This is a genomic window from uncultured Roseobacter sp. (assembly GCF_947495275.1).
GTDB lineage: Bacteria > Pseudomonadota > Alphaproteobacteria > Rhodobacterales > Rhodobacteraceae > Roseobacter.
This window is the reverse complement of record NZ_CANLYL010000018.1, coordinates 25,243-47,227: the sequence shown is the minus strand read 5'-3', so window position 1 is coordinate 47,227 and position 21,985 is coordinate 25,243. Positions and strand designations below refer to the sequence as shown.

Annotated in this window: 19 protein-coding genes; all 19 read right to left on the bottom strand. The window is 57.6% G+C overall.

Features of this window, described 5'->3' with window-relative positions:
- On the bottom strand, positions 1-1,604 hold a 1,604-nt coding region (locus tag Q0802_RS22425), incomplete at its 3' end, for a hypothetical protein (protein ID WP_298922139.1).
- The gene (locus Q0802_RS22420; RefSeq protein WP_298922136.1) at positions 1,601-3,790 is read right to left on the bottom strand and encodes a hypothetical protein; all 2,190 of its coding nucleotides are present in this window, start codon (positions 3,788-3,790) and stop codon (positions 1,601-1,603) included. The genes Q0802_RS22425 and Q0802_RS22420, both read right to left, overlap by 4 nt.
- Positions 3,787-4,632: a hypothetical protein gene (locus Q0802_RS22415; protein WP_298922134.1), complete on the bottom strand. Its 846-nt coding sequence runs from the start codon at positions 4,630-4,632 to the stop codon at positions 3,787-3,789. The genes Q0802_RS22420 and Q0802_RS22415 overlap by 4 nt, the downstream gene beginning before the upstream one ends.
- A complete protein-coding gene (locus Q0802_RS22410; protein ID WP_298922132.1) occupies positions 4,629-8,564 on the bottom strand; it encodes a hypothetical protein in 3,936 nt (1,311 codons plus the stop codon). Before Q0802_RS22410 ends, Q0802_RS22415 begins: the two co-directional genes overlap by 4 nt.
- A gap of 148 nt (positions 8,565-8,712) precedes the next feature.
- Positions 8,713-9,639 (bottom strand): hypothetical protein, encoded by a 927-nt coding sequence (locus Q0802_RS22405; protein ID WP_298922131.1) that lies wholly within the window; start codon positions 9,637-9,639, stop codon positions 8,713-8,715.
- A complete protein-coding gene (locus tag Q0802_RS22400) occupies positions 9,636-10,073 on the bottom strand; it encodes a GPW/gp25 family protein (RefSeq protein ID WP_298922130.1) in 438 nt (145 codons plus the stop codon). Before Q0802_RS22400 ends, Q0802_RS22405 begins: the two co-directional genes overlap by 4 nt.
- A complete protein-coding gene (locus tag Q0802_RS22395) occupies positions 10,074-10,364 on the bottom strand; it encodes a PAAR domain-containing protein (protein ID WP_298922129.1) in 291 nt (96 codons plus the stop codon).
- A gap of 13 nt (positions 10,365-10,377) precedes the next feature.
- Entirely contained in the window at positions 10,378-12,141 is a 1,764-nt protein-coding gene (locus tag Q0802_RS22390; protein ID WP_298922128.1) for a phage baseplate assembly protein V, read from the bottom strand.
- A 9-nt stretch (positions 12,142-12,150) separates the two neighbouring features.
- Complete coding sequence (locus Q0802_RS22385) at positions 12,151-12,843, bottom strand: peptidoglycan-binding protein (RefSeq protein ID WP_298922127.1); 693 nt, start codon at positions 12,841-12,843, stop codon at positions 12,151-12,153.
- A gap of 3 nt (positions 12,844-12,846) precedes the next feature.
- Entirely contained in the window at positions 12,847-13,020 is a 174-nt protein-coding gene (locus Q0802_RS22380) for a hypothetical protein (protein ID WP_298922126.1), read from the bottom strand.
- The gene (locus tag Q0802_RS22375; protein ID WP_298922125.1) at positions 13,020-13,475 is read right to left on the bottom strand and encodes a phage tail protein; all 456 of its coding nucleotides are present in this window, start codon (positions 13,473-13,475) and stop codon (positions 13,020-13,022) included. Before Q0802_RS22375 ends, Q0802_RS22380 begins: the two co-directional genes overlap by 1 nt.
- A gap of 6 nt (positions 13,476-13,481) precedes the next feature.
- Complete coding sequence (locus Q0802_RS22370; RefSeq protein WP_298922124.1) at positions 13,482-13,940, bottom strand: phage tail protein; 459 nt, start codon at positions 13,938-13,940, stop codon at positions 13,482-13,484.
- A gap of 20 nt (positions 13,941-13,960) precedes the next feature.
- Positions 13,961-16,135 carry a cadherin-like domain-containing protein gene (locus tag Q0802_RS22365; RefSeq protein WP_298922123.1) on the bottom strand — a complete coding sequence of 725 codons (2,175 nt, stop codon included), beginning with the start codon at positions 16,133-16,135 and terminating at the stop codon, positions 13,961-13,963.
- 13 nt (positions 16,136-16,148) lie between these two features.
- Complete coding sequence (locus tag Q0802_RS22360) at positions 16,149-16,889, bottom strand: hypothetical protein (protein WP_298922122.1); 741 nt, start codon at positions 16,887-16,889, stop codon at positions 16,149-16,151.
- Positions 16,889-17,461: a DUF4255 domain-containing protein gene (locus Q0802_RS22355; protein WP_298922121.1), complete on the bottom strand. Its 573-nt coding sequence runs from the start codon at positions 17,459-17,461 to the stop codon at positions 16,889-16,891. Before Q0802_RS22355 ends, Q0802_RS22360 begins: the two co-directional genes overlap by 1 nt.
- A 123-nt stretch (positions 17,462-17,584) precedes the next feature.
- Entirely contained in the window at positions 17,585-18,187 is a 603-nt protein-coding gene (locus tag Q0802_RS22350; protein WP_298922120.1) for a hypothetical protein, read from the bottom strand.
- Positions 18,184-19,830, bottom strand: coding sequence for a transporter substrate-binding domain-containing protein (locus Q0802_RS22345; protein WP_298922119.1), 1,647 nt, complete (start codon positions 19,828-19,830; stop codon positions 18,184-18,186). The genes Q0802_RS22350 and Q0802_RS22345 overlap by 4 nt, the downstream gene beginning before the upstream one ends.
- Entirely contained in the window at positions 19,827-20,615 is a 789-nt protein-coding gene (locus tag Q0802_RS22340) for a class I SAM-dependent methyltransferase (RefSeq protein ID WP_298922118.1), read from the bottom strand. Before Q0802_RS22340 ends, Q0802_RS22345 begins: the two co-directional genes overlap by 4 nt.
- Positions 20,615-21,901 (bottom strand): transporter substrate-binding domain-containing protein, encoded by a 1,287-nt coding sequence (locus Q0802_RS22335; RefSeq protein WP_298922117.1) that lies wholly within the window; start codon positions 21,899-21,901, stop codon positions 20,615-20,617. Before Q0802_RS22335 ends, Q0802_RS22340 begins: the two co-directional genes overlap by 1 nt.
- Between the last annotated feature and the right edge of the window lie 84 nt (positions 21,902-21,985).

Below are 21,985 nucleotides of genomic sequence, written 5' to 3'. Positions count from 1 at the left end.
GTCTGGTCAGTCTGGTCAGTCTGGTCAGTCTGGTCAGTCTGGTCAGTCTGGTCAGTCTGGTCAGTCTGGTCAGTCTGTGAAGACGATCTGAGCATCAGGTCATGTGCAAGCCTTACCTCGCTCTTTTGCACCGATCCGAAAGCGGCGAGCACGTCCAGCCAACTACGGGCCTTGGATATTGGTGACGGATCGCGCTCAGGTTCAGACGCCACGCCAGGATCATTGGCCTGATAGGGGTTTGATGTTTGTCCTGCGATGGATAGATCATCACTACCATCCCGGTGATCAGTGGGACCGGTTTCGGTCCTGCCTGGGTGACCGCCGGCCTGAAGGGCCAGTTCCATGTCGATCGGGCTGCCGCTCAACTGTGATCGCAAGACATATAACAATGCATCACACGGGCGGGCAGCTTCTGTCGCAAGTGTTTCGATTGTCTTCTCGAAATCGGAGTTTCCGTGCGGGGCAAGAGATGTCGCTATCGACACCAATTCAGGTATCGGCATCGTTTCGAATTTTGCCAGTACCCGGGACGGAAACTGTTGCCACTCCTGACGCAGTTGATCTACGCCCGCCTCTGAAAACGACCACCCGGAGATTGGCGCATCCGCATTTCCCAGCTCAACAGGTTCTTGCTTTGCGTCTTCTTCTGTCCCCGCGACAACTGCATCCCCAACAGACGGATCCCCCTGTGAAGTCATTGTCCCGATAGCTGTCACCCTTTGACGCACCGCTTCTGGTTTGGGTCCGTCGGGTGATGGCGATGCTTGGTGCCAAGATGATGCATCGGGCTTCAAAGCAGCGCTCGCCGGGTGCAACAATACCCGCGCAATCAAGCTGGACGCGTGGCCTGCCGCTTCCTTTCGCGAGTGGCCAGATGCCAGAAAGGAGGCGATCATTGCTTCCTTGAGACGCGTAATCTCGCCTGACAAAACGGGATTGGTCCCGTTACCAGAAACCAGGCCCGCCAGATTTTCGCGATGGTTACCATATGGTAGGGCTTTCAAAGCCGCCTCGATCAAATCAGGCGCGCCGCGATATGTGTCGCGCAACATGGTGAGCACATCACTCTGCGTGTTTGCTCGAAGACGCCGAAATGCTGCCAGACGCACCATTCGATTGCTCCGGTCAGCGTCATTTGCCCCTGACAAACGTGGCACCGGGTGACGCTTGGAAGGGGTCAGGATTGCATTCAAGCCAACCTGATCAGCACGCTCCGGTCCCCGCTCAATTTGGCGGCCATCCGGCTGATCTTCAATTGGCAGGTTCTGGATCGCTCCAAACGAAATTTTCCTCAGATAGGGTGCAATGGCCGCAATGAGTTGCGCGCGGAACACGCTCCGCACCTCCGCCCAATCCGGCGTTGCTGACCAATGTCCCAGGTCCAGTTTCAGCATTTCGATCTCGGCGGCATATCCGATATAGGCGTCTGCCTCCAAGACCTCCGATAGCGCCGGTAGCAGCTCTGTTTTCACAAGCTGTGCAAGGCGTTCAGGCGATCCCAATGGGCTCTCTTCGCCGATGACCGAGAAAGCGGTGACAAATTCACCAATGACGTGCCGCTCTGGTGACGCCAAATCCTCATATGAAGCCGGGTGCGCGATCATGTCACCTGCCTGAGATCCCGCAGGAACGCCTTCAGGTTACTGCAAACAGGAGCGTCCGACTGTGCCACAGCTACACGCAGGTTTTCAAAGGTCACCATCTGCGGGAAATCGAGCCAGAGCAGGTCGATCACGACGTGCGACGGTGCCAATTGCTGCACTAATTCAGAGACATAGGTTCGATAGCTGTCAAGCGTGGTCCGCGCTGTCCACCCCGTCAGAACCAATGTGCACCTGTTTGACGCAAAATCATCATCCGACGACCGCAAAAGAATGTCCTCGACAAGATAAGCACATTCCGACTGTTCATGCAGCGCGTGCCAGGTGGCACGCAGCTCGTTCACGAAGGCAATGGCCTCCGATTTGTCCTCTGTGGTTTTCACCGCATACACCGCGTCAGCATGCCCGCTGTCGAATATCACCTGCCAGCGACCACCGCTGACGGGCGTGATTGCGAAAGCGTCCGCATTTGCCGCACGTTGGAAAGTTTCAGGTGTCAGAACACCATCGGGACCCCACCATGCGGTCGCGCGAAACGCAGCCTCATCCAAATGCTCCACATCATCATTACGCGGCACCAGCATCTCGAAAGGATTGACCGGCATCAACAAATCACGTCGCGGAAAATCAGGCGGAACCTCTGTTGCCGTTGCATCGAGGCACCATCCCAAGTCGGACATCATTTTCGTCGCAGGTCTTTCGGTCTGCACGGAAATATCGGCTAGAAGACCCAGCCGCGCCATGAAACCGCCCGGCTGCGCGGCCATTGGCCCGGTGCCACGGGCCGCGTTCAGGGCAGGCAATGCGCGCAGATAGTGCAATCGCCAGAAAAGCTCGAAGTCCTGACGCGACGCAATGCTTCGATAGCAGTGCAATCCTGTGTGGCGGATTGCTGGCAGCGTCTCGCCATGAATGGCCAAAAGCAAATCAAGGATCTCTAGTCGCTGCGCATGCAGCGCCGGGTCCTTCGATCCCTGATCGGTATCTGCGTCAAAGAGCTTCGGCACGGCGGCCAGGGCATCGCTCATGGCTTGCAATTGCCCATCTATGGCCGTGCGATACTGGCTCATCTGTGAGTCAAGACGCCCATCTGGTCTTTGCGCGCCGCGAATACTGGTATTCTGACGCGTTGTTGAACCGTAAATCCGATAGATTGCAGGCAGCATTTCATCGACATGGGAGCGGCTGAAATTACGGCGGCGACCGTCCGTCAACACCGACCAATCCGCATCGGCAAGATGATGATGCGCCCGCGATATATTCTCAGCCGCGACGCGAATGTATTCCTCATGAATGCGGTTGTGATCCAGTGTCAGACGATTATCGCCGATCCAAAGTTCAACCTCGATTTCATCGGCGGCATGCGGCAAAACCAGGGCTGGAAAGGTCGGATCCAGAGGTGCACCCGCATCCTCCGCAGGAAGCTCCCGGAAAGCCAGTTCGCCAATATCCACGATACCCGGGATCGCGCGAAGGCGAGAGAGGTGCGCATCAATTTCCGGCAGGGTATCGGTGGTTTCTGCTGGCGGGCGGTAGAAAAGCTCCGGCGTGTTGTAGACGTCTTCCCGTGTGGCGGCGTGGGTACTGGCGGCCTGATACGGACGCCCGCGCAAAATAGCGGCAACATGATAGTAGAACCGCGCTGCGACCCGTTCGGGGTTTGCGGTGGCCGTCACGTGCAAGGTGCAGCTCAGCACCGTATCGCGATGCCGCGCGATGGTGATTGTGTCCAGATCGGTGGCCAGAGGTCGTTTCTCGGCAAATATTCCTGCGACCTGATCGCGTAGCGCGGTTTCATCAAGGTCCTTCTGATCCGCTGGAATGACCACGGCGTTGTAAAGCCCTGTACGAAACCCCGGGCGCACCCATGCCCGCGACACGCCCGGCAGATCAGACAGGAAAGATGTCAGATCAAGGTCCGTAACGGGATCACCCGGTAGCACCAGCCGCGGATCGTATAACGCCAGATCAGGATAGTGCAGCGTCCCATCGTCAGCTGTAAGGATGTCACGGATCGGATGTCTGGCTTGGTAGCCCAGTTCGCTGAGTGCAAAACAGGTCTGTTCAAGCAGGGTCACGCCCGGATCGTGCAGATTGAAGTCGGTCCAGATGTTGCCGGAGGCCTGCTGCGCATAGTGCACAGCGCGCGCGCGCAGGTTCTCAAAATCTGTTTGCGCTGGCGTGCTCACAACAATCCCTCGTCGCGATCACCTTCGCCCCGCGATCCGCTCATTGTTGCGTCAAACCACAGGCGGGTCAGCGAGTAGCGGATCACCGTGTCTTTGCCAAAACGGGCGTTGGAGCGGATTTGCAGCTTGAAGAAATGCCGTCCCTCCCCCGCAACCCAACGCAATTTCAACCGATCTGCGTAGCTGCCGTAGACCGCTGTCTGTGCCTTGATGCTGCGCCGCTTGAACAGCCAGTTCAGAATGGGATTGCGCGGATGAAAAGCATTCATTGCAATGGCATGCAGCATAGAATACCGACCTGTGCGCGGCGTACCCCCGACGCCAGCCATCACTTCAAAGGCCTGACACCCGGTGATATCGGCCGTGATATCATGCCATTTTCCATCTGCCGGGACATGCGGGATATCTGGCGAGCTTACGCCGATCCGCCCATCCATCTTGGCCACACCATCCACATCCAAACGCCAGTCCGGGGCGTCCGTATTGATCCCGGCGCGCCCGTCCGGCGTGAAACACATGCCAAGTGCCTTTTTGGAGCTACCCTCAGGTGCAGCGCCGCTTGGCGGCAACAGCCCCTGCTCGGGCCGCAGATGCAATGCGCCTTCGGACTTGCCGTGCTCCATGACCCAGGACGGATTGGGGGCACCCAGACCCTTGTAAAGGCTCATGACACGCAAAGAGGTACCGACAGAGTTCAGCTGCAGACCATCCCCCGGGGTCTTGGAAAACCCGTCTTCGACCTGATTTACACTGCTGTCGATCAAGTCCCGGTATTCCTTGGCGGTCGGCAATGCACCGTCACGAAAGAAGGATTTCAGAGTGGTGCGATCTTGTTTTGTCACGACGGTATCCTCTGACCGACAATCAACGTGCCGCCGACAGACAGTCGGCTGATTCCACTTTGGATCGGTGCTTCTTTTTGTGTGGCGTCCACCACGGTCAGCGCATGTTCTGCCGCCGACAGCGGCAGGCTCCAGGGGCGCGAGCCCCGCACGACTGTCCCTATTTTCCCGCGCCAGTCATCCTGGGCGGAATCAAGCAGGACATGTGACCCCTGGTCATCGGAAGACAGATGCAGCACCGAAAAATCGGTCACGCCGCGGACATATTCCAGATCATTGATGTGCGCATTGAGCATCTTGAGATTGAGTGACCAGCCAAAACGCCCAAGCGTCTCCGGCGCCGTCCAGACGGAGAGATAGCGGCGCAGGTCCCGTTGCAGGCGTTGCGCCATAGCCCCGTCATCACGATAAGGGTCGAAGGCCAGTTTCGCCCTGACATGCAAACGGTCGAAGGTTGGGTTGACGGCCTCGATCTCGGCAAACTCCGGGGCGAGGTCGTCAATATAGTCGCGGATGCGTTGCAGGGTACTGACGTCGAACATCTGCGCCGAGGGTTCGCTCGGTGGCTGACGGACCACCACAAGCGTGGCTTTGCCCGGAGCAGGATCAGGTGACATTCGGCTCATCCCGGCAAGGCATTTGGCCATCCAGACCTCCGGGAAAGCGTCCAGAACCAGACGCTCAATGTCCCAGGGCGTCACCGCTCGTTTGCGATGCCGGAGCCGTTCGCCAACCCGTGCAACAAAGGCGTCGCGGTGCTCGGGCGGGCGTACATCTGCGGGTGTCGGCACTTCGGTAATGGCCGCAATACCGGGCTGGGCCGGATTAAAAGTCCAGACGCGGTTCCGTTCCATCTCATGATACGTCCCATCCGTGCATTGCGCCCAGACGCCGTTTGTTTTCAGGTCGGAAAGCGCCGGGAAACCGTCCAGATCAGGTTCGGTCGCAACGGCGGCAATCCAAACACCCCCTTCCGGCATTTCCGGCGAGTGATTGATGGCATCCTCCGGCAGGTCGACCATGACCAGCCCGGAACGCATCAACCCTGCGGTGGAATCCGAAGAAATTGCTGTATCAGAAAGCTCACGCCAGCCGTGCGCCGCGAGATAGTACCATTTGACCGGATTGGGCCGCGGTACCAGTCGCAAATGACCACTTTCCGCCATGTCGAACAAAAGTGGCACCGGTCCCGTCGCCTGATCGCCCGCCAATTGGATGAAAAGATGTCCGTAGCCCAGACGTGGCGGGAAAAGCCCGATCTCGCGCAGCATCCGGTTAGGGAATACTTCGACCTGACCAAAGGGACCGAACTGCACGATCCTCTCACCCGGATTTGCTGCATCGGGGGCATTAACCTCGATCGACGACCGCGCGGTGTAGGACAGGGAAAATTCGTCGATTTTTGGCACGAATGGTGCGGGAGGGATTCTCCGTTCCCTGAACGAAAGCGGACGCGGGCGCATCGCTTCGACCAAGGCCATCGGATATTGATCGGCATGAAACCCACCCGCTGTGCCGGAAAGGGTCAAACGCACCGCACCTGCCCGAAGGCTCTGGCGGGAACTGAACATTTCCGGCGTCATGCGACCGGTGGCCCTCACCGAATGACCCTTGATCCTGCCGCCAAATGTCCGTTCGGGTGTCAGTTCCCCGGTTACCGGCAGCGTTTCGAACAGGGGCAGCGGATCATCGGTAACAGGTTTCCAGCCATCTCCGCTCAGATAGGTTACGCCCAACATCGGTTCAGGCACATCAGGTTTGCCCGCGTAATTTGCATAATGCGCTTCAAACCCACCCAGACGATCCGGCAGTTCCGCCCAAGTCATGTCGATGTCGACGTGAACAACCGGTTTTTGTGCCAGCTCAGGACTTGCGACCAGAAAAGTCGCGCCATCCTGCGGCCGCGCGCCAAAAGGAAAGAAGGTCTGGTCGGTCACAACAGGCCCATCATCGGACCACGCATGCAGCTTGCGCATGCCACTCACTTCAACTTCGAAATCGACAGATTCCAATGTGTAGCGTTCGAAAAATGAAATCGGGCAGATGCGCGGGTTGGCAGCATTGCGCAGCGACAAGGTAGGCGATTTCGCTCCTTCGGGCGCGGCAATTGCGGGCATGCCAGGCGCGAGCGCCAATGCAATCGTAATCCCTGCGTGACCGGCTTTGGGAGAGGGTAGAATTTGTGTAACGGAGGCAGCGATCGGGCCGTCTGGGGTGCTGATTGTGACGTCGAATGCATCCCCCAGCAATTTCTGGAACATATCTTCAGGGGTCAGACTGACGGCCCCATCCACACCGGGTGCAAAAACGTCGAGGATCATGGATCGCGGCGTATCGAGCGATTTCACGTTGGTGCGGACTTCGCCGGACATCTCTTTTTCGAAAGCTTCGATCTTGTTGCTCAGGATGCTGCGAAAAGCGCCTGTCGGGAAAGGAACGCGTTCAATCAGACACAGCGTCACAATCCGGCCCAGAAGCACACGCAGCTGAGCCGCGCTCTCAATCTTGCTCGCCAGATATTCGTATATAATGACAAGACCCGGGCTTTCAGCCCGCTCAGCGGCCAGTTCCTCGACTTTGCTGGCGATCGTGCGAGCGCCAGCTTCCAGTTTGCCCGGGATGAAAATCTGGACCAAATCCGGATCTGACTGCAGCGCGGCGAGCAACTCGGATTCAGGAACGTCACTTTGCGAATTTCGCGGGCGTGTTTTGACCAGTGGTGCAGCAAGTGCTGCCAAACCCGCAGCCCGCTGAAACATCAAAGACATGGTAATGCGCCGGGTCCCTTGCGCGAGGGCCAACATCGGCGACGTGATGTCCAGGCCCATCTGGCCCGCAACTTGCGTGCCCCCGGAAAAAAGGCCCGGCTCAGCACCTTCCACCTGTTCAGATGCCCCCGGTGCCCCCGTGCCCAGTCGAGTGACCTGCATTCCGGTGATACCGCCAAGCTCGGCATTGAATGAAATTTGCGGGTGCGTCTCAAAGGTAAGCGTGGCCATCGATTGCACTTGAGAAGAGCTCACATGCACCGGTGCTTCCGTCGCAAAACTCTGAACCGAGTTGTCCGTCTTGCGCGCAGTCAGTTTCGTTCCCTCCGGCAGGAACATCGACTGTTTGCCCGATGCAAGATGCAGCAGCACACGTTCGGGCGAGGCTGTGGCAGGGCTCTGTCCGACAACATCTTCGTAATAGAAACGGACGAAACGGTCTGTCACTTCGTTAAGGACGGCATCCACATGCAGGGCGGTCCGCAGCTCGGCGACAAGAAGACCAAGAGCCGGATCCATATCTCCGGAAGTGATGCGTTTTTCAAATGCCGCAATTGCATGGGGGCGCAAGGTCTCCACCGCATTGCGCAACAGTGCGTGCGTTGACCGATAGGCTGTCACCAAGGCGCGCGCCTGCTGCAAGGCGTCTCCCCGAGGGCGGCTGATGACGGGCGTGATACTTTGCACAACCCGGAACATTCCCGCAGGCCCTGTTCGCGTCAGCTTGGCCAGACTTGGTATCAGATCGGCTTCGGCATTGAGCTGCTGAACCTGCTTGGAGAATGGTGACGAATGGCCATTGGGCAAGCGCTCGATCCAGTCTTTGAGTCGACGGGACAGCTGCGAGATCAACTTGGAAGCCGATTGGGGGTCCGTTTCCATTGCCCGGTCGAACTCAAAGGCCGCGTGTCGCACATTGAACGAAATCAGCTCTGAATAAACGAAGGCGGGTTCCGACGCGAAAAGCCGCACCCAAGGACCGTCCACCCGTTTTCGACGATGTCGCTGTGCATCTTCTGCGTGCAATCTCCGGCCCGCATTGCAAAAGGCTTCCGCGAGACTGTCAGGACGCAAATCTTTACGATCCCGCGCAAGAGCAGCCGGCAATCGATCGCTGCAAAGCGATCCTGGCGTCACAAGGATATCGTCCCATTTTCGATGCACGGCAGCTTTCCACACCTCTGGCAGGTTTTAAAAACACGGCCACCCCGGGCCACAAAACACTAATCAACGCAACCATTTGAGTACTCATTGAGGCCAGCAAAGAATATCCGGCCTCTTCACGAACGCAAGGCAAACACCTTGCGGCAGGCTATAGCGGTTCTGGATTTCCTTCTATTTCTGGTTGTATCGCAATGAAGACCCCCGTCAGCGTTCCGGTATCGCCGGCAACAATGAATGTACCGCCAAAACTATCCGGTGGGCCCGGTCGATCTTCACGGGCAAACTGTGATGATTCTAGTAACGCGCGAATCGGCGTTTGATCCCGACCGCTTTGAAACGGGACCTGCCGCCCACCATCCGGCTGAACAAAAAGCACTTGCCCCATGCCAGAACTGGTGACCCGCGTGCCACAAATGCCCAGACGTGACCACTGCACGCCTGCAAAGGGAAGGTCTGTGCCGGAGGTATCGATTTTGAAGCTGGCCTGCTGAGAGCCGTAACCGATAATCGCGGTAAATTTTGCCATCTCCGTCTTGAAAGAGGTCGCGCCATCGCCGGGTGAGGTCGCCAGCGTCAACTGCACATCTCCCGAGTAGACGATGCGACCGCTTGTGGGGATCTCGAAGCCTGTGGGGCTCGGGCCCACGACAACCGGCCCCTCATAGTCAATCCGCTCGGCCCGATACGACATCGTGTAGGCTGCCGGGAGTTGCCCATCGACGCCAAGACCCTCAATCGGTTTTGCCACCGACCGTCGCGAACCTTCCAGCGGGCCGTCATCCGTTGGACGAATGCGGCGCACGGTGAGATCGCTGAAATTCAGGTTGCGCGGCAGACCCTTGCGCGATGTCTTGCCCGTCACGAAGAACACGTCGCTGCCCTCGGACGCCGCGACCTGACGCAGATAGGACCCTGCGAGCCTGCGCCCTTCTCGTTTCGTCACAACACAAGGCTCATCCGGCGCCAGACCCAAGAGTTCGAATGTCTTGCTGGTCTGCACGGCCTCAACGGCACCGCATGCGACCAGCGTGCCGGTCACGAGCGGCACAACAACATATCTACCCCAGCCGGTCATGCGGCAGGAACCGGGGTTTGAGAAATCAGCGTGCCCTCGGTGATGTAGAAGGGGAAAACCATATTGTTCCGCTCATTGGTCTCCACCACGGTATAGTTCAACGTGATGCTAAGATGCCCTTCAAGCGCGTCTCTGATGTCCACCAGGATCGTACCCAACTTGATCCGCGGCTCGAAGAACAAAATCGCCCGCGAAATCGCCACTTCGATTTCTGCCTCGGTCTCACCGTCCATCGGTTCAAAAACCAGATCGTGCAATCGGCAGCCATAGGTGGGGTGCATCACCCGCTCACCGGGTCGCGTCTCCATCAGGATGCGCAGGCTTTCGGCAATGTCCTCTTCGGCCTGCACCATTCTGGCCTGCCCGGTACCCTCGTCAAAGGAGGGCGGAAACGCCCAGCCACGCCCGAGAAAAGAAGGATCAGCGTCGGCCATCTATCCCCCGATCATCACAGTTGGCAGACCGGCCACAATACTGCCGCCGTGGGATGTGGTATCCCCCATCCGCGCCGCGGGCTTGCCGCCGATCATCACGGTTGCCGACCCTTTCACGATGGTCGCCGGTGGACCGACGCAAGTGCAGTTATCCCCCACGATTGCCGCAGGCATGCTGCCAATCAGCACAGTAGCTTCACCGGGCCCGATGATCGGCCCCCCGACGTGGGGGACAATACCTGTCACCATCGGGCAGGTTTGCATATCTGTAATTCTGGCAGCGGGGGGCATGCGGTCCGTTCTCCTAGTTGATCATCACGATAGAGCCCTTGACGGTCGTCTGACCGCCAGAGCTGATTTCGGCAGAGGCAGACCCTTTTGCAGTCAACCCCGTTTGCGCTTCTGCATTGACGTTCATGCCGCTGACGCTGGCGTCCCCCGTGGCGGCGATGTCGATGGCACCATCTGCAGACAGAGAGATATCGCCGGGGCTGCTCATGGTGATCCCGCTTTCGGCCATCTCCAGTTTATTGCCTGTCAAATCTTCCAGCGTGACGGTTTTGGCATCGTCATCCATGGTCAATTTGTGACCCCCGGGCGTTTCAAGCGTGATGATCTTCTTTTCTTCATCAAACTCCAGTTTCATCGCCTCTTTGGTGTAGATACCCTTGATGTAGTTGTCAGCCGTCGGCGTGTTGACCTGTGCGTTGGTGCCGTTGTGCAGCGACCCCAGAACAATCGGCGCATTGGGATCAGCATTCAGAAACCCCACCAACACCTCATCATCAATTTCGGGCATGAACTGGATGCCGGCCGTATTCGAGGCATAGGGCTGCGCATAACGCGCCCAGACCTCCGGTGCCGGATCAGCCACAAGAGGCAGCGACACCTTGATACGCAGCTTGCTGTCCGGGTCTTCATCAAGTTGCATCACCTTGCCGACCTGAAGCCCATGGATTGGCGACGCGAGGCTGGCGGCACTTTCTCCGGCAAAGACACCAGAATCCACATTCCACGTGTCCGGCAGACCAAGCAGAACCTCCGTTGTCCATCCGCCCTCGTCGATGCGCTGTTTGACACCACCGATCAGAGCCGTACCGCCAAATCTGTCGCCCAGGCCCTTAAGTTCAATCGTGGCACCGGGAACCGCCAGACCAGACCCCTGAAACACACAGTTTCCCTGAATGGCCGCGTGCGCCGTGCGCATCGTTCGGGCATCTGCTGCGGTCTTGAGATCGGCGGAGGGGATTTCAGTGGCGGTTGAAATCGCATGTTCGCGTGACCCGAGCACTTTTGCCAAATCACTTGGCTTGTAGGTACCCCATTGCCCCGCTGCCGGATCGGTGCCTGTTTCAGACACCACGTCCACAGCGCTGGAATCCCACGCCGTAGCCTTGGCGGCATTCAGTGACGATTGCGCGCCAACGGTTGAATCGAAACTGATCATGTCCATGCCAAGAGTCACTGTCAGAACCGCCGAGGCGCTGTCATCGGGTGGGGCTGAGGTGACAGTACCGTCTGCAATCGTCAGAATATGCCCGGAGCGATCCGCGATGCTGCGCAGATATCCCCAATCCGTACAGGCATATCGCACAATATCCCGCGCAATATCTGTTGTCGCCGTGACGTCGGCTGTCAGCCCGGCATCCGAGATGATCTCACTCATCACGTCACTGTCCTTCTTCTGCGCGTATTGCGCAGATTTCCTTGTGTGCGTGAGCTTTGCCGCCTTATCGATACAGCCGATTTCAAGCTTCGGAGCCCCTCGCATGATGCGCATCCGGACGGAGACGATCAGCCCCTTGAAAAGCTCCTGATCACTCCCGCTCCCGTAAGCTGCGGCAATGGCAATATCTTTGCCGATCTTGAAATCGTCGCCATCGGAGGCCGGGAATTCATTCTCTGCGATCGATCCGGTCGTCAGCACCAGTTGCGCTTCGGGAATGCGGCCCACGCCCAGATCAACGTTCACGCTCGCGATCTGGTATTCATCCGCAATGGCGGAGCCGTCCACCTTGACGGTGATTGCAAGCGGCCCATCGGCATTATCAATTGGACTAGCGGCCATCAGCGCTCCTCATCGCATCGGTGGAAAGCGCAAAAGCGTGTTGGGCTCGAGGTCCCGAAAACTGTCAAGTTCATTGATCCGGGCGATCTCAAGGTACTTCGTGACATCCTTGTAGACCCGCTGGCACAGCAGCGGCAGGGTGTCGCCTTGCTGTACCCTCACCACATGGGTCATGTCGGGGGATTTGCGTTTGGCTTCCCGTGCTTCCTCCGCATCGGTCTTCGCCTCTACGAAATCCAGCTTGATCTTGGCCCGCAGGGCCGACCCATCGGGGTGAAAGAGATTGTAGTCGACGCTCAGCGATGTCAGGCGACCGTAAAACGCCTTCAGCCCCTTTCCCCAAAGCACTTTGACTGGCGTGGGCTCATGCTCATCGCCGTCATAGTCGTAGGCAATTGATCGCAACTTATCGATCTGTTCGGCAACCGTAACGTTTGCGGCATCCGCCACAACGCCGGTCCCGTCCAGAACGATACTGAAATTGAGCTTTTCCGGCTCAGAGCTGGCAAATTTGGCCACCGGCGCGGATTTACCCAAAGCGCCCGCCGTACTGCTGCCCTCCCCCGTGCCCGAATACTTCAGGCCAAAGGTATGGGAGTAATCCTGCGGATTGATCGTGGCTTCAAAGGTGTTGCCAGCCCCTTTTTGCTCCTTGATCTGCCCGTTCTGAATCTTGCAGCGGATGATCTTCAGCTTGGCCATGGCTTAGCGGTCCTGCATCCTTGGGCTGGTGTCTGCGATCAACTCGCGCACGTCCTCCAGAATGTCCCGGCGCAGCTCAGCGAGTTGCCGCGCCATGTCACTGCGCTCCGCATCCGCATTGCGCGGCTTGGGGCCAAAGTGGCCCTTGACCACAAGCGATCCGATTTCAATCGCCATCATGTGTCCCTTTTCAGTGTTGTGGCGGCCAATTCGATGGTTTCGATGGCCAGCTCGTTTTTCATTGCATCAAACCCGCTCATCGACCATTTGACCGGATAGGCATTGCCCACCGACCACGAAGCGACCGGCGATCCTTCTTCGTCCAGCAAGGAGATCACCAAGTTTTTGGGCTCGATCTTCTTGGCAAAATCCCCCTCCAAGGTGTTCTTGCACCACTTGACCAGATCGCTGGACGACTCAGTCAACCCCCGTTTGAGCACGATGTTGTTGCGCTTGGCGGGTTTGGGCAGTTGGTGGACAAAACGGTTCTCGCCCCCTTCCACGACCGGTTCCACTTCGATGGAGGATTCCAGCCCTGACACTTCCTGAAAGGCAGCGTCAGAGATGGAAGGCCCGGATCCGGTGAAACTCACCGAAAAATGGAAGGCGACGGGCAGATCAAAGTCGCTCATGTGGGATTATGCGTTCTCGATGACAAAACCTTCATGCGCGATCTCGATGCTTTCGACCGCGACCTCATTGCCCTCGGCCTTGAGGTCCGTCCCCGTGACCTTGACCGGGAAGGCGTTTTGCACCTTCCAGACCATGGTTGGGTTCTGACCCTCATCGAGCAGCGAAATCGTCAGCGCCTTGCGCGTGATCGTGTTCATCTTGATCTCCGCGAACCAATCCCAGATCGCGTTATCCTTGGCGAAAACACCCTTCTTCATGGTGATATTGCCGGTCTTGATCATGCCCGGCATCTTGATCGTCGAGAATACCGGGTTGTTGCCTGCCCGGTACTCGATGGGCTGGGTTTCGATGTCGAGGCCGGAGACCTCCTGAAAGGCCAGCTCTGTATCATCCCACTTGACCTGAAAATGAAACTTGGGAAGCGGCCAAATGGCCTGCGTTTGTGCGGAACCGTCGTCTGCCATGTCTGAATATCCTCTCTAACTTATGATTTCTGCATTTGCTGCTGGAAGGTGATCTCGATGAATTCCGCGGGCCGCGTCACGGCCACGAGCACGGTTATCCGCAAAATCCCTTCCAGAATATCCACCGGGGTCATGGTCTCGCCCAGACCGACATGCACGGAGAACGCATCCGTCGGCACAGCGCCCGCCAGACCGCCCTGTTTCCAGATCGACGTCAGGAAGTTTTCGATCATGGACCGCATGGTCACCCAGGTCTGCGCGGTGTTGGGCTCAAATACATAAGCCTTGGACGCCAGACGGATCGATTCCTCGATCATGATCATGGTCCGGCGCACGTTGATGTAGCGCCAATCAAGGCTGTTACCGTCCAGCGTGCGCGCACCCCAGACCAGCGTGCCCTCGCCCACAAACGGCCGGATCGCGTTGATGGATTTGCCAGTGGTGGAGACGTTGAGGTTTTCCTGCTCCTCATGGCTGATATTGACCATGGGCGCCACAACGGAATTCAGCGAGACATTCGCCGGTGCCTTCCAGACACCGCGGCTGTTGTCCACCATCGTGTAGATGCCCGCCATTGCCGCAGAGGGTGGCATGGAGTTCATGTAGCCGGTGATCTCATTCATCACCTCGGTATAAAGCGGCACAACCGCACGCAATGTCTTGTCGATGGTGGTCGCCGATGGCCCGCCCGCCTCAACGCCGTCCTGACTGTCGTTCATCAGGATGCGAATCTGTTGTGGCGGCTGAACAACGCCAGCCACTTCGATTGTATAGCTCACCGAGGCTTCCGGCCCCACGAAGGCAGGATCAGGGGCGAAGGTGACCTTGCCACCCGCGCCGACCTTCCACGACCCGACGCCTTCTTCGGCCTTGGCCTTGCCACCCTCGCTGTCTGCATCGACCAGTTTGACAGTTGCCTTGTCGCCATCCGGATGATCGGCGGGCACATCGACAACCACCGATGTTCCGGCGGCCACGGCGGGCGCATCCAGCAATCCGCCGACAACCTCGACCCCAATGGTCAGCGCATCAGTGGCAATCTCGTTTTCATCGCTGATGACCAGATCAAACTGGCCAACACTTCCCTTAGCGGCATCATGGATGAAGCTGACCTCACCCGCTTCCAGTTGCGCCTGGGTAAATGTGGCAACAGCATCGGTCGTGCCGGTTTTGACCAGCTTGCCCGCCATCGTTTCTTCGTCACCTTCAACGGTATAGGTCAGCCCCGTGGCGTCACTTTCATCGTCCGTGGCGGTGATGTCCGTTGTGGTCAGCGGAATGGTCCCGCCTTTGGGGACCGACAAGGTGAAATCGCCCATAACCGTCGGCGCAGAAATCCGCTCGATCTCCTGGCGCAGATCATCGGATTTGCCCACCGACCGACGCATCAGACCAATCAGGGTCTTCCGGCTGCCGGGGTCGATGTTTTCAAACGTAAAATCGCGCGACTGGTAGATCGAACTGTCGAGCCAAGGGTAATAGGTCGCGCCAAAATCAAGGTTGTTGATCCCGATGTCATTCCGGAAGGTTGCGACCGGATTGCCCAGCGGATCAGCCTGCGGCAGATACCCGCCCGACATGTCCAGCAGCGCAAAACGGTTTTTCATGTCGTTGCCGCAATGCTTCAGCATCGCCTGCTGGACCTTGACCGCATTCTGCCGCACCAGACGTGTGGTTTCCGGAATGACCACCATCGTTGGTTCGGGCTCTTTTTTCAGCCGGGCGATCGCCGCCAGCATCGCGTCGGCGTCGATCTCGTCGTCATAGGAGCCGATGGAGGTTACATAGCAGGCCCCGCCGCCGTTCTGGAAAAAGAGCCGCATCGCCCCGTAGAGCGCGAAGGCCGTATTTTTCTGGACAAGCTCGAATTTCTCCGGTCCGCGCGGGCCTACTGTGGTGAAGATCGCGCGGGGCATGGTCGGTTTCTTGTCAGCGCCATCCGCAGAGAGCGGTGAGACCCCGTCAAATTCGGCAAAGGGCTTGATCTCGAAAACCGGCTCTGGTGCACCCCCAAAATAGCTGTGGAATTCAGACATGGATGTGATCCGCCACGGTGTTCCCGCCAGCGAAACGTTTCCGTTTATTGCTGTCTGGGTATAGCCGATAAAGGCCGGAACCGCAGTGGCCACCTGAACGACCGAATTGGGAAACGCACTCTTTTCGACAATATATACACCGGGGGTCTTCATAGCCATTTTCAGCTCTCCTTTACCAAAGCGTGACGAAAATATCGGATTGCAGACGCATGGACGCGTCAGCTTCCGTTATGGGTTTGAATGGGGACCGCGCAGCGGGCAGCACCGCGATCAGTGTTTCAGGTCCAAAAGGACCGGTCTTTTGCAGGGCAAACCGCTGATCCGGCCTGGCCCGCGCCGCCAGCGCCTGCGTTGATCTGATGACCCGCACCGGACGGCCATCCGGCAATGCGCGCAAACCGAGGTCTTCGAAAGTGACGTCGCCGGCGCTGTCGATGATTTCCAGCCCCTCCAGGCCGTCTGCCCCGGTAAGATGATAGGCCCAAAGCGCATCAATCGCCTCCAGGGAGAAAGTGACATCGCGCCGGCCAGTTGTGGGAATCTCAATTTCCAGATGTGCCAAAGAGGTTTCAAAACAGCGCGCATTCTCCGACGCTGGCGGAGCCGGAGCATCGCTCAACCGAACCGTATCAGCCTGCAAAGAAACCGTTAAGGGGACGGCGGCACCCCACACTGCATCTCTGGTCACCTCGATCACCTGTGGGGTCTGCGCGGACAGCGTCAAGGCGACATGCGTCGGGCGTTCTTCAAGATCGTCATCCAGCAGAATGAGGGTCACTGCACCGCGCTGACGCAACAGGCATCCCGCAAGGTCGAAAGCGCGTGGATCACTTGGCGACACACTCAACGGCGGGACATCGTTCCCAAAGTAGGCATGGTTCAGCGTGAGGCGCAGTATTTCGGAGTAACCCATCAGACTGATTCCGGCTCAGTGCGCTGAGAGGGTGCCGTGATCAATGGTACGACGCTGGTGATTGCGCCTGCGTCGATCAAGATCGAACGCATCTTGAACATGATCGACGGCGTGTAGCGCCCCCCGAGATTTGCCCAGACCTGTGCGATCTCCTCGGTCTTGAGATTGCTGACCTCCACGGTCAGCTGCGACAACCCCAGCGGCATCTCGGGCGTGGTCAAGGGCGTAAACACCGGCTTGGATTGAAAGAACATCAAGGCAGCCGAGATAAGTTTCAGCCCTTCGCCGTAAAGATCTGCGTCATGCCCGGAGGCCACCATGAAATAGACGTCCATATGCAGCGGCGGCGCTTGGCTCAATTGCCCGGCAATGCCATCACGCCGCGACCGCGGAACCGCGTCATGTGCGATGTTGGTCAGGAAGATCACAAGACGGTTGCGCGCGGCCTGAGCAAGCTTGCCTTCCGCGTCCGTCAGTGGCGACAAGCTAACCAAGTCTTCTGGCACCGAAAAATGTGTCCTGAGGTGATCGTTCAACCGATCACGTACAAGTTGGAGCGCCTGATCGATCATTGGGTACTTAAGTCCACCACTGGATTAGAAATTGTCGGGTCAGTATGGTTAATTTCAACCATAGGTATGTTTCACCGTAACCGGGAGTTGAAGAAAAGCAAGCTTACTTTCCCTAACGGAAAGTTAACGCGCCTTTGCAAGAATCTTCACGATTGTGGAAAAAATCAAACCTGTCACTAAAAACCAAAGAGAAACATAGAGATAGGTGACCAACAAAAACTGCGCGCTTTCGTTTTGAGAAATGACAATGTTGGCGCGACCGACAATTTCATCCGCCCCGATGACCGATGCCGTGGCAGAAGCCATGATGATGATCAGGAAATATTGCAGCCAGGCAATGGTAAATATTTCACCGGCCCCGGTGACGCCTGCACGCCTTTGTTCGAAGTAGCCTTTGGATTGATCGGACGTGAAACCGATCACCGGAAATGTCAGCGCCAGCGTGGCCTTGATCCATAGCGGTACCGTCATGATTGCCCCGCCGACTTCGACTTCACTGGGGATCATGGATGCCATGTAAAACAGCAACACGAAACTGGGCACGTTGCGACAAACATTGGTTCCGAAATGCGACAACGGACCAAGCGCCGTGACTCGCCTTGCCCGTACCCAACCCAATGCCGCACCGAGGATCGTGCCAAAGCCCATCGACAGAATCGAAATCAGCAGGTTGGTGGCGAACCCTCGGGCAAAATATCCGGTTTGCTGGTAGAGAATTTCGATCATTGGGGGTCTCCGATGATCCAGCGTTTTGCGCGACGGAAAAGCCACAAGACGCCCAGCATCAGCAGAAAATAAAAGATCAACAACCCGTTCATGAACGTGCTGACATCCCCTCCTTCGGATACAATCAGATTGACTGTCGAGACCAGTTCGGTCAGCGCGATAGCACTGGCCATGCCCGCCGCTTTCACAATATTGACGCAAGCAGCGACCAACCCGTCAAACGCCCGTATGAAAGCCCCGGGCACCAGCGTCCAGACATTTTTTTCAGGATGTATCCCGCGCTCCTGCGCCAAGGCATGCGACATCAAGACGGTGTTTGTTGACCCCGCGTAGAGCGACAGGATGACGGCCGCTGTAGCGAAGGCACCCGGCGTGATGAGCGAGGATTGCGCCAGCACACCCCCCAGTCCGAAAAAGACGATGTACATTTGCAAAATAGGAGGCGTCATCCGCGCAATCGTCACCAGAACCTTCTGAGGCAACAACAACAGCTGGCCCCAAAATCCACGCCTGTTCAGGGCCGCATCCATCACCCCCAAACTCAACCCGACAGCCAGCGCACCAACAATCGCGACAGCGGAAAGCGCAAGTGTCAGGCCAAGGCCACGGATCAGGCGCCCGCGGCTGTAAGCATCATGAAATACCCTCAGATCCACGCCTGTTTTGCTGCGCAGGGTATCCATCCAAGCCGGAGGTGGTTCTTTTTCTGCGATCTGCGGAAAAGGCGGTGCGCCCAGACATTCGGCAGGCAGGGTGCCTTGACTGGCATCGCAAAACGACGGTTTTCCGTCAGGTCCGGTTTGGGCCCACGCCGCATTCAATAGCTGAAGGTAGGCGCTTTCCCCGATGTTCCATTTCCGCTCCAAGTCCAGGATATACCCGGTCGCATGCCATTCCCCGATCATGGCGGAGACAAATCGGCCCCAACTGGTGTCACGCTCTGCGCTGGCCACGGCGATGGCCCAGGGTGTGACAAGGATGCGATCCTCCATAACGCTGTAGTTGGTTTCAGGATTGGCCAGAACCCTTTGCACCAACGCCGTATCATCAAACGCCCAGCCCACGCAGCGTCCGAAGGAAAGCGCCATCTTGGCCTCCCGGTTGGCAGGAAAATACTTTCCGTCTACACCATAGGTCTCTTCAAGCGTACGGTTGTAGTAAGAGCCCTGGGTCATGCATACAGGCAGGTCGCGCAGTTCTTCCCAAGTCTGATAGTCGCGATTGATCGGACCATAGGCCACCACACCGCTTGAGTAATAGCTAGGCTCCAGCAAGCCTGCCTGAGCGCGCCGCGTTACCGTGTCGCCCATGGTCGCAATGACGACATCGACCACACCTTGATTGACGCGCGACAGCCGGTTTGACGCTGTGACAGCAACAAGCTCCAATCCCACGCCCATGCGATCTGCCAATGCCCGCGCCAGATCCGGCTCAAGACCGATGATGTTACCCTGAGCATCGAGCGTGCCCCACGGGGGGTAGTCTGTCTTGACCCCCACGATCAGGGTCCCGCGCCGCAGAATATGCGCAAGTCGCCCGTCCGGTTGTTCCGGCAGCACCACAGCGGATCTGTCGCGCTGCGCCAAAGCCGGTGAGAACAGGCAGAAAACGCACAGGAAAAAGCACACCAGCAGTCGGATCATGGCACAGCCACAGCGATCAAACCGTATCCCAGCGACGCCGGGCACATCCGGGTCAAAAGACTGTCAAGCCAGCGCAGCGGCGCATATGTTGTCAGCAGGCTTTCCGGCAGGACACTCTCCGCCCGGATTTTCGCGATCTGAAAACCTGCCTCTGCCAGTTCCGCTGTCAAACGTGCCGGATCAAACAGCTGATAGGGCAGCGTGACCTTGGTGCCGTTCATATCCCGCGTATAGCGGATCAAACCCGCTGCATTGGCGCCAGCCACGCGCTGTTCTGCAAGGAACCGTCGGGCCTTGTTTGGCACCGAAATGAGCAGGCGTCCTTCGTTTGGTTTCAGCAGGCGACGCATCTGGCGCAAAGCGATGATCCGATCCGATCGAGCCTCGATATGCGCCAGAACACCAAAGAGGCACAGGACAAGATCAGCCTGCCCGTGTGTTTCCGTGTAGGTTCCAAGATCGGCCGGGTCTGGCCCCAATACCGACAGCTCGGGCCAAGCCAACTCTTTGGCTCTTGCGGAGAGCATTTCCAGCGCTACAGGATTGATGTCAAACCCGGCTGCCTGACCCACATGATCTTTGAGGCGCAGCAGATACCGGCCGTTTCCACATCCAAAATCCACCACATGTCCCTGCTCGGGCAGCAACTCCAGCATCCTGCGCCACGTCGAGATGTTCGGGTTGGGATACCGGCGATCATAGTGCCCGGATCGGAAATAGAGCAGATACGACCGGGTCGTCAGATCAGGTGGCTCCGGTTTAGGAATTTCGCGGTGGTGTCCCATCAGTTCGGCGCAATCGCCCCCGATCCCAGCGTGTTTTCAATCCGCTTGCGCCATTCAGTGTCACGCATCCGGACGATCAACGCACTATCTATTGCCCGCCTTAGATAATCACTCTCATTGGCACGCGAAATGGCCCAGCCATAGGGTTCATTGCGGTAGACACTCCCCTGAACGGTGACGTTACCATCATAGGGCGACCGCCGGGACAGATAGGACAGCGCGATCCAATCGCCCAGCACCGCATCAACCTGACCCGTATAGAGCTGTTCTACGGCCTGATCCCAGCTCCGCGTCAGAACCACGCCGCCCGCCATCCCGTCATCGTCCATGGTAAAGATGCTCTTTGAATGGTCGTCTGACGCGTTGCATTCAAGCCAATCTGAGCGCTTATCGAGAAGGGCTTTTTTTTCATTTGTCGCATCCATCCTATCTGAGGCATCAACATATTGCTCACGCAGAAATTCCTGAGCGGTCGAGCACCGCAACGTCGCGATTTTCATCGTTGGCAGCGCATGAGAGGCAACCGGAGGACTCTCACCGATGGCCCCGACAAAAGCAGATGTAATCACGCCGAGGATCATTGCGGAAAGCGCCGTGCCAACAACAGCCATCACCATTTCGAATATCTTGCCCATCAATGTCGCGAAGCTGTCACCGAACCCCTTCAGACCCGAAGTCCGCGCGACGGCCTCAAGCGAATAGGCCAACCAGGTCCGAATGGGTCCTGCGGTCTCCCCTTCGTTCAGCCCCGCTGGCACGCTGCGCATCAACGCCCGAAGCAGGAAAGCCGTGATAAGATTAAGAAGTAAAAACAATATGATGGCGCGGGCGACGGTGGGTTGAAAAATAGTATCGACAATCGTTTCGATCGCCACCTCGAAATCAATGGCACCCGATTGCGCAACAGCAAGCGTCAGCCCTGATGATAAATACTGCTGGCTGAAATCATAGCGCCGCATCCGGTCTGCCGTGATCGTCAGCGGTGAAATCACGACATCGATCGTGCCGCCGCGCAGACCAGCTTCCTGCTCATCGATACTGCCACAAACGACGAAGGCGGTCGTTCGATCTATGTCAGTCGAGACAGAATGCCAAAGGTCTACGGCAAAGCCACGTGGCAGGCCATCCGGGCCCGAGAATGTGAAGGGTTCTGCGGAGCGGATCGCGACCACAAGATCATGGTCCCCATCAGGCGCTTCGCAAGCGCCGGCTGAGGATACCAATATGGTGAAAACTGCGAGAAACGACGCCATCAGAAGGCGTCCCAGATGGGCCAGATCGTTCACGCAATTCCCTTTCCGACAGGCCATGCGCAGTGGCAATGCCTCAAAATCAATCTCACCCTATGGTAGAAATTTACGCAGGGGCAA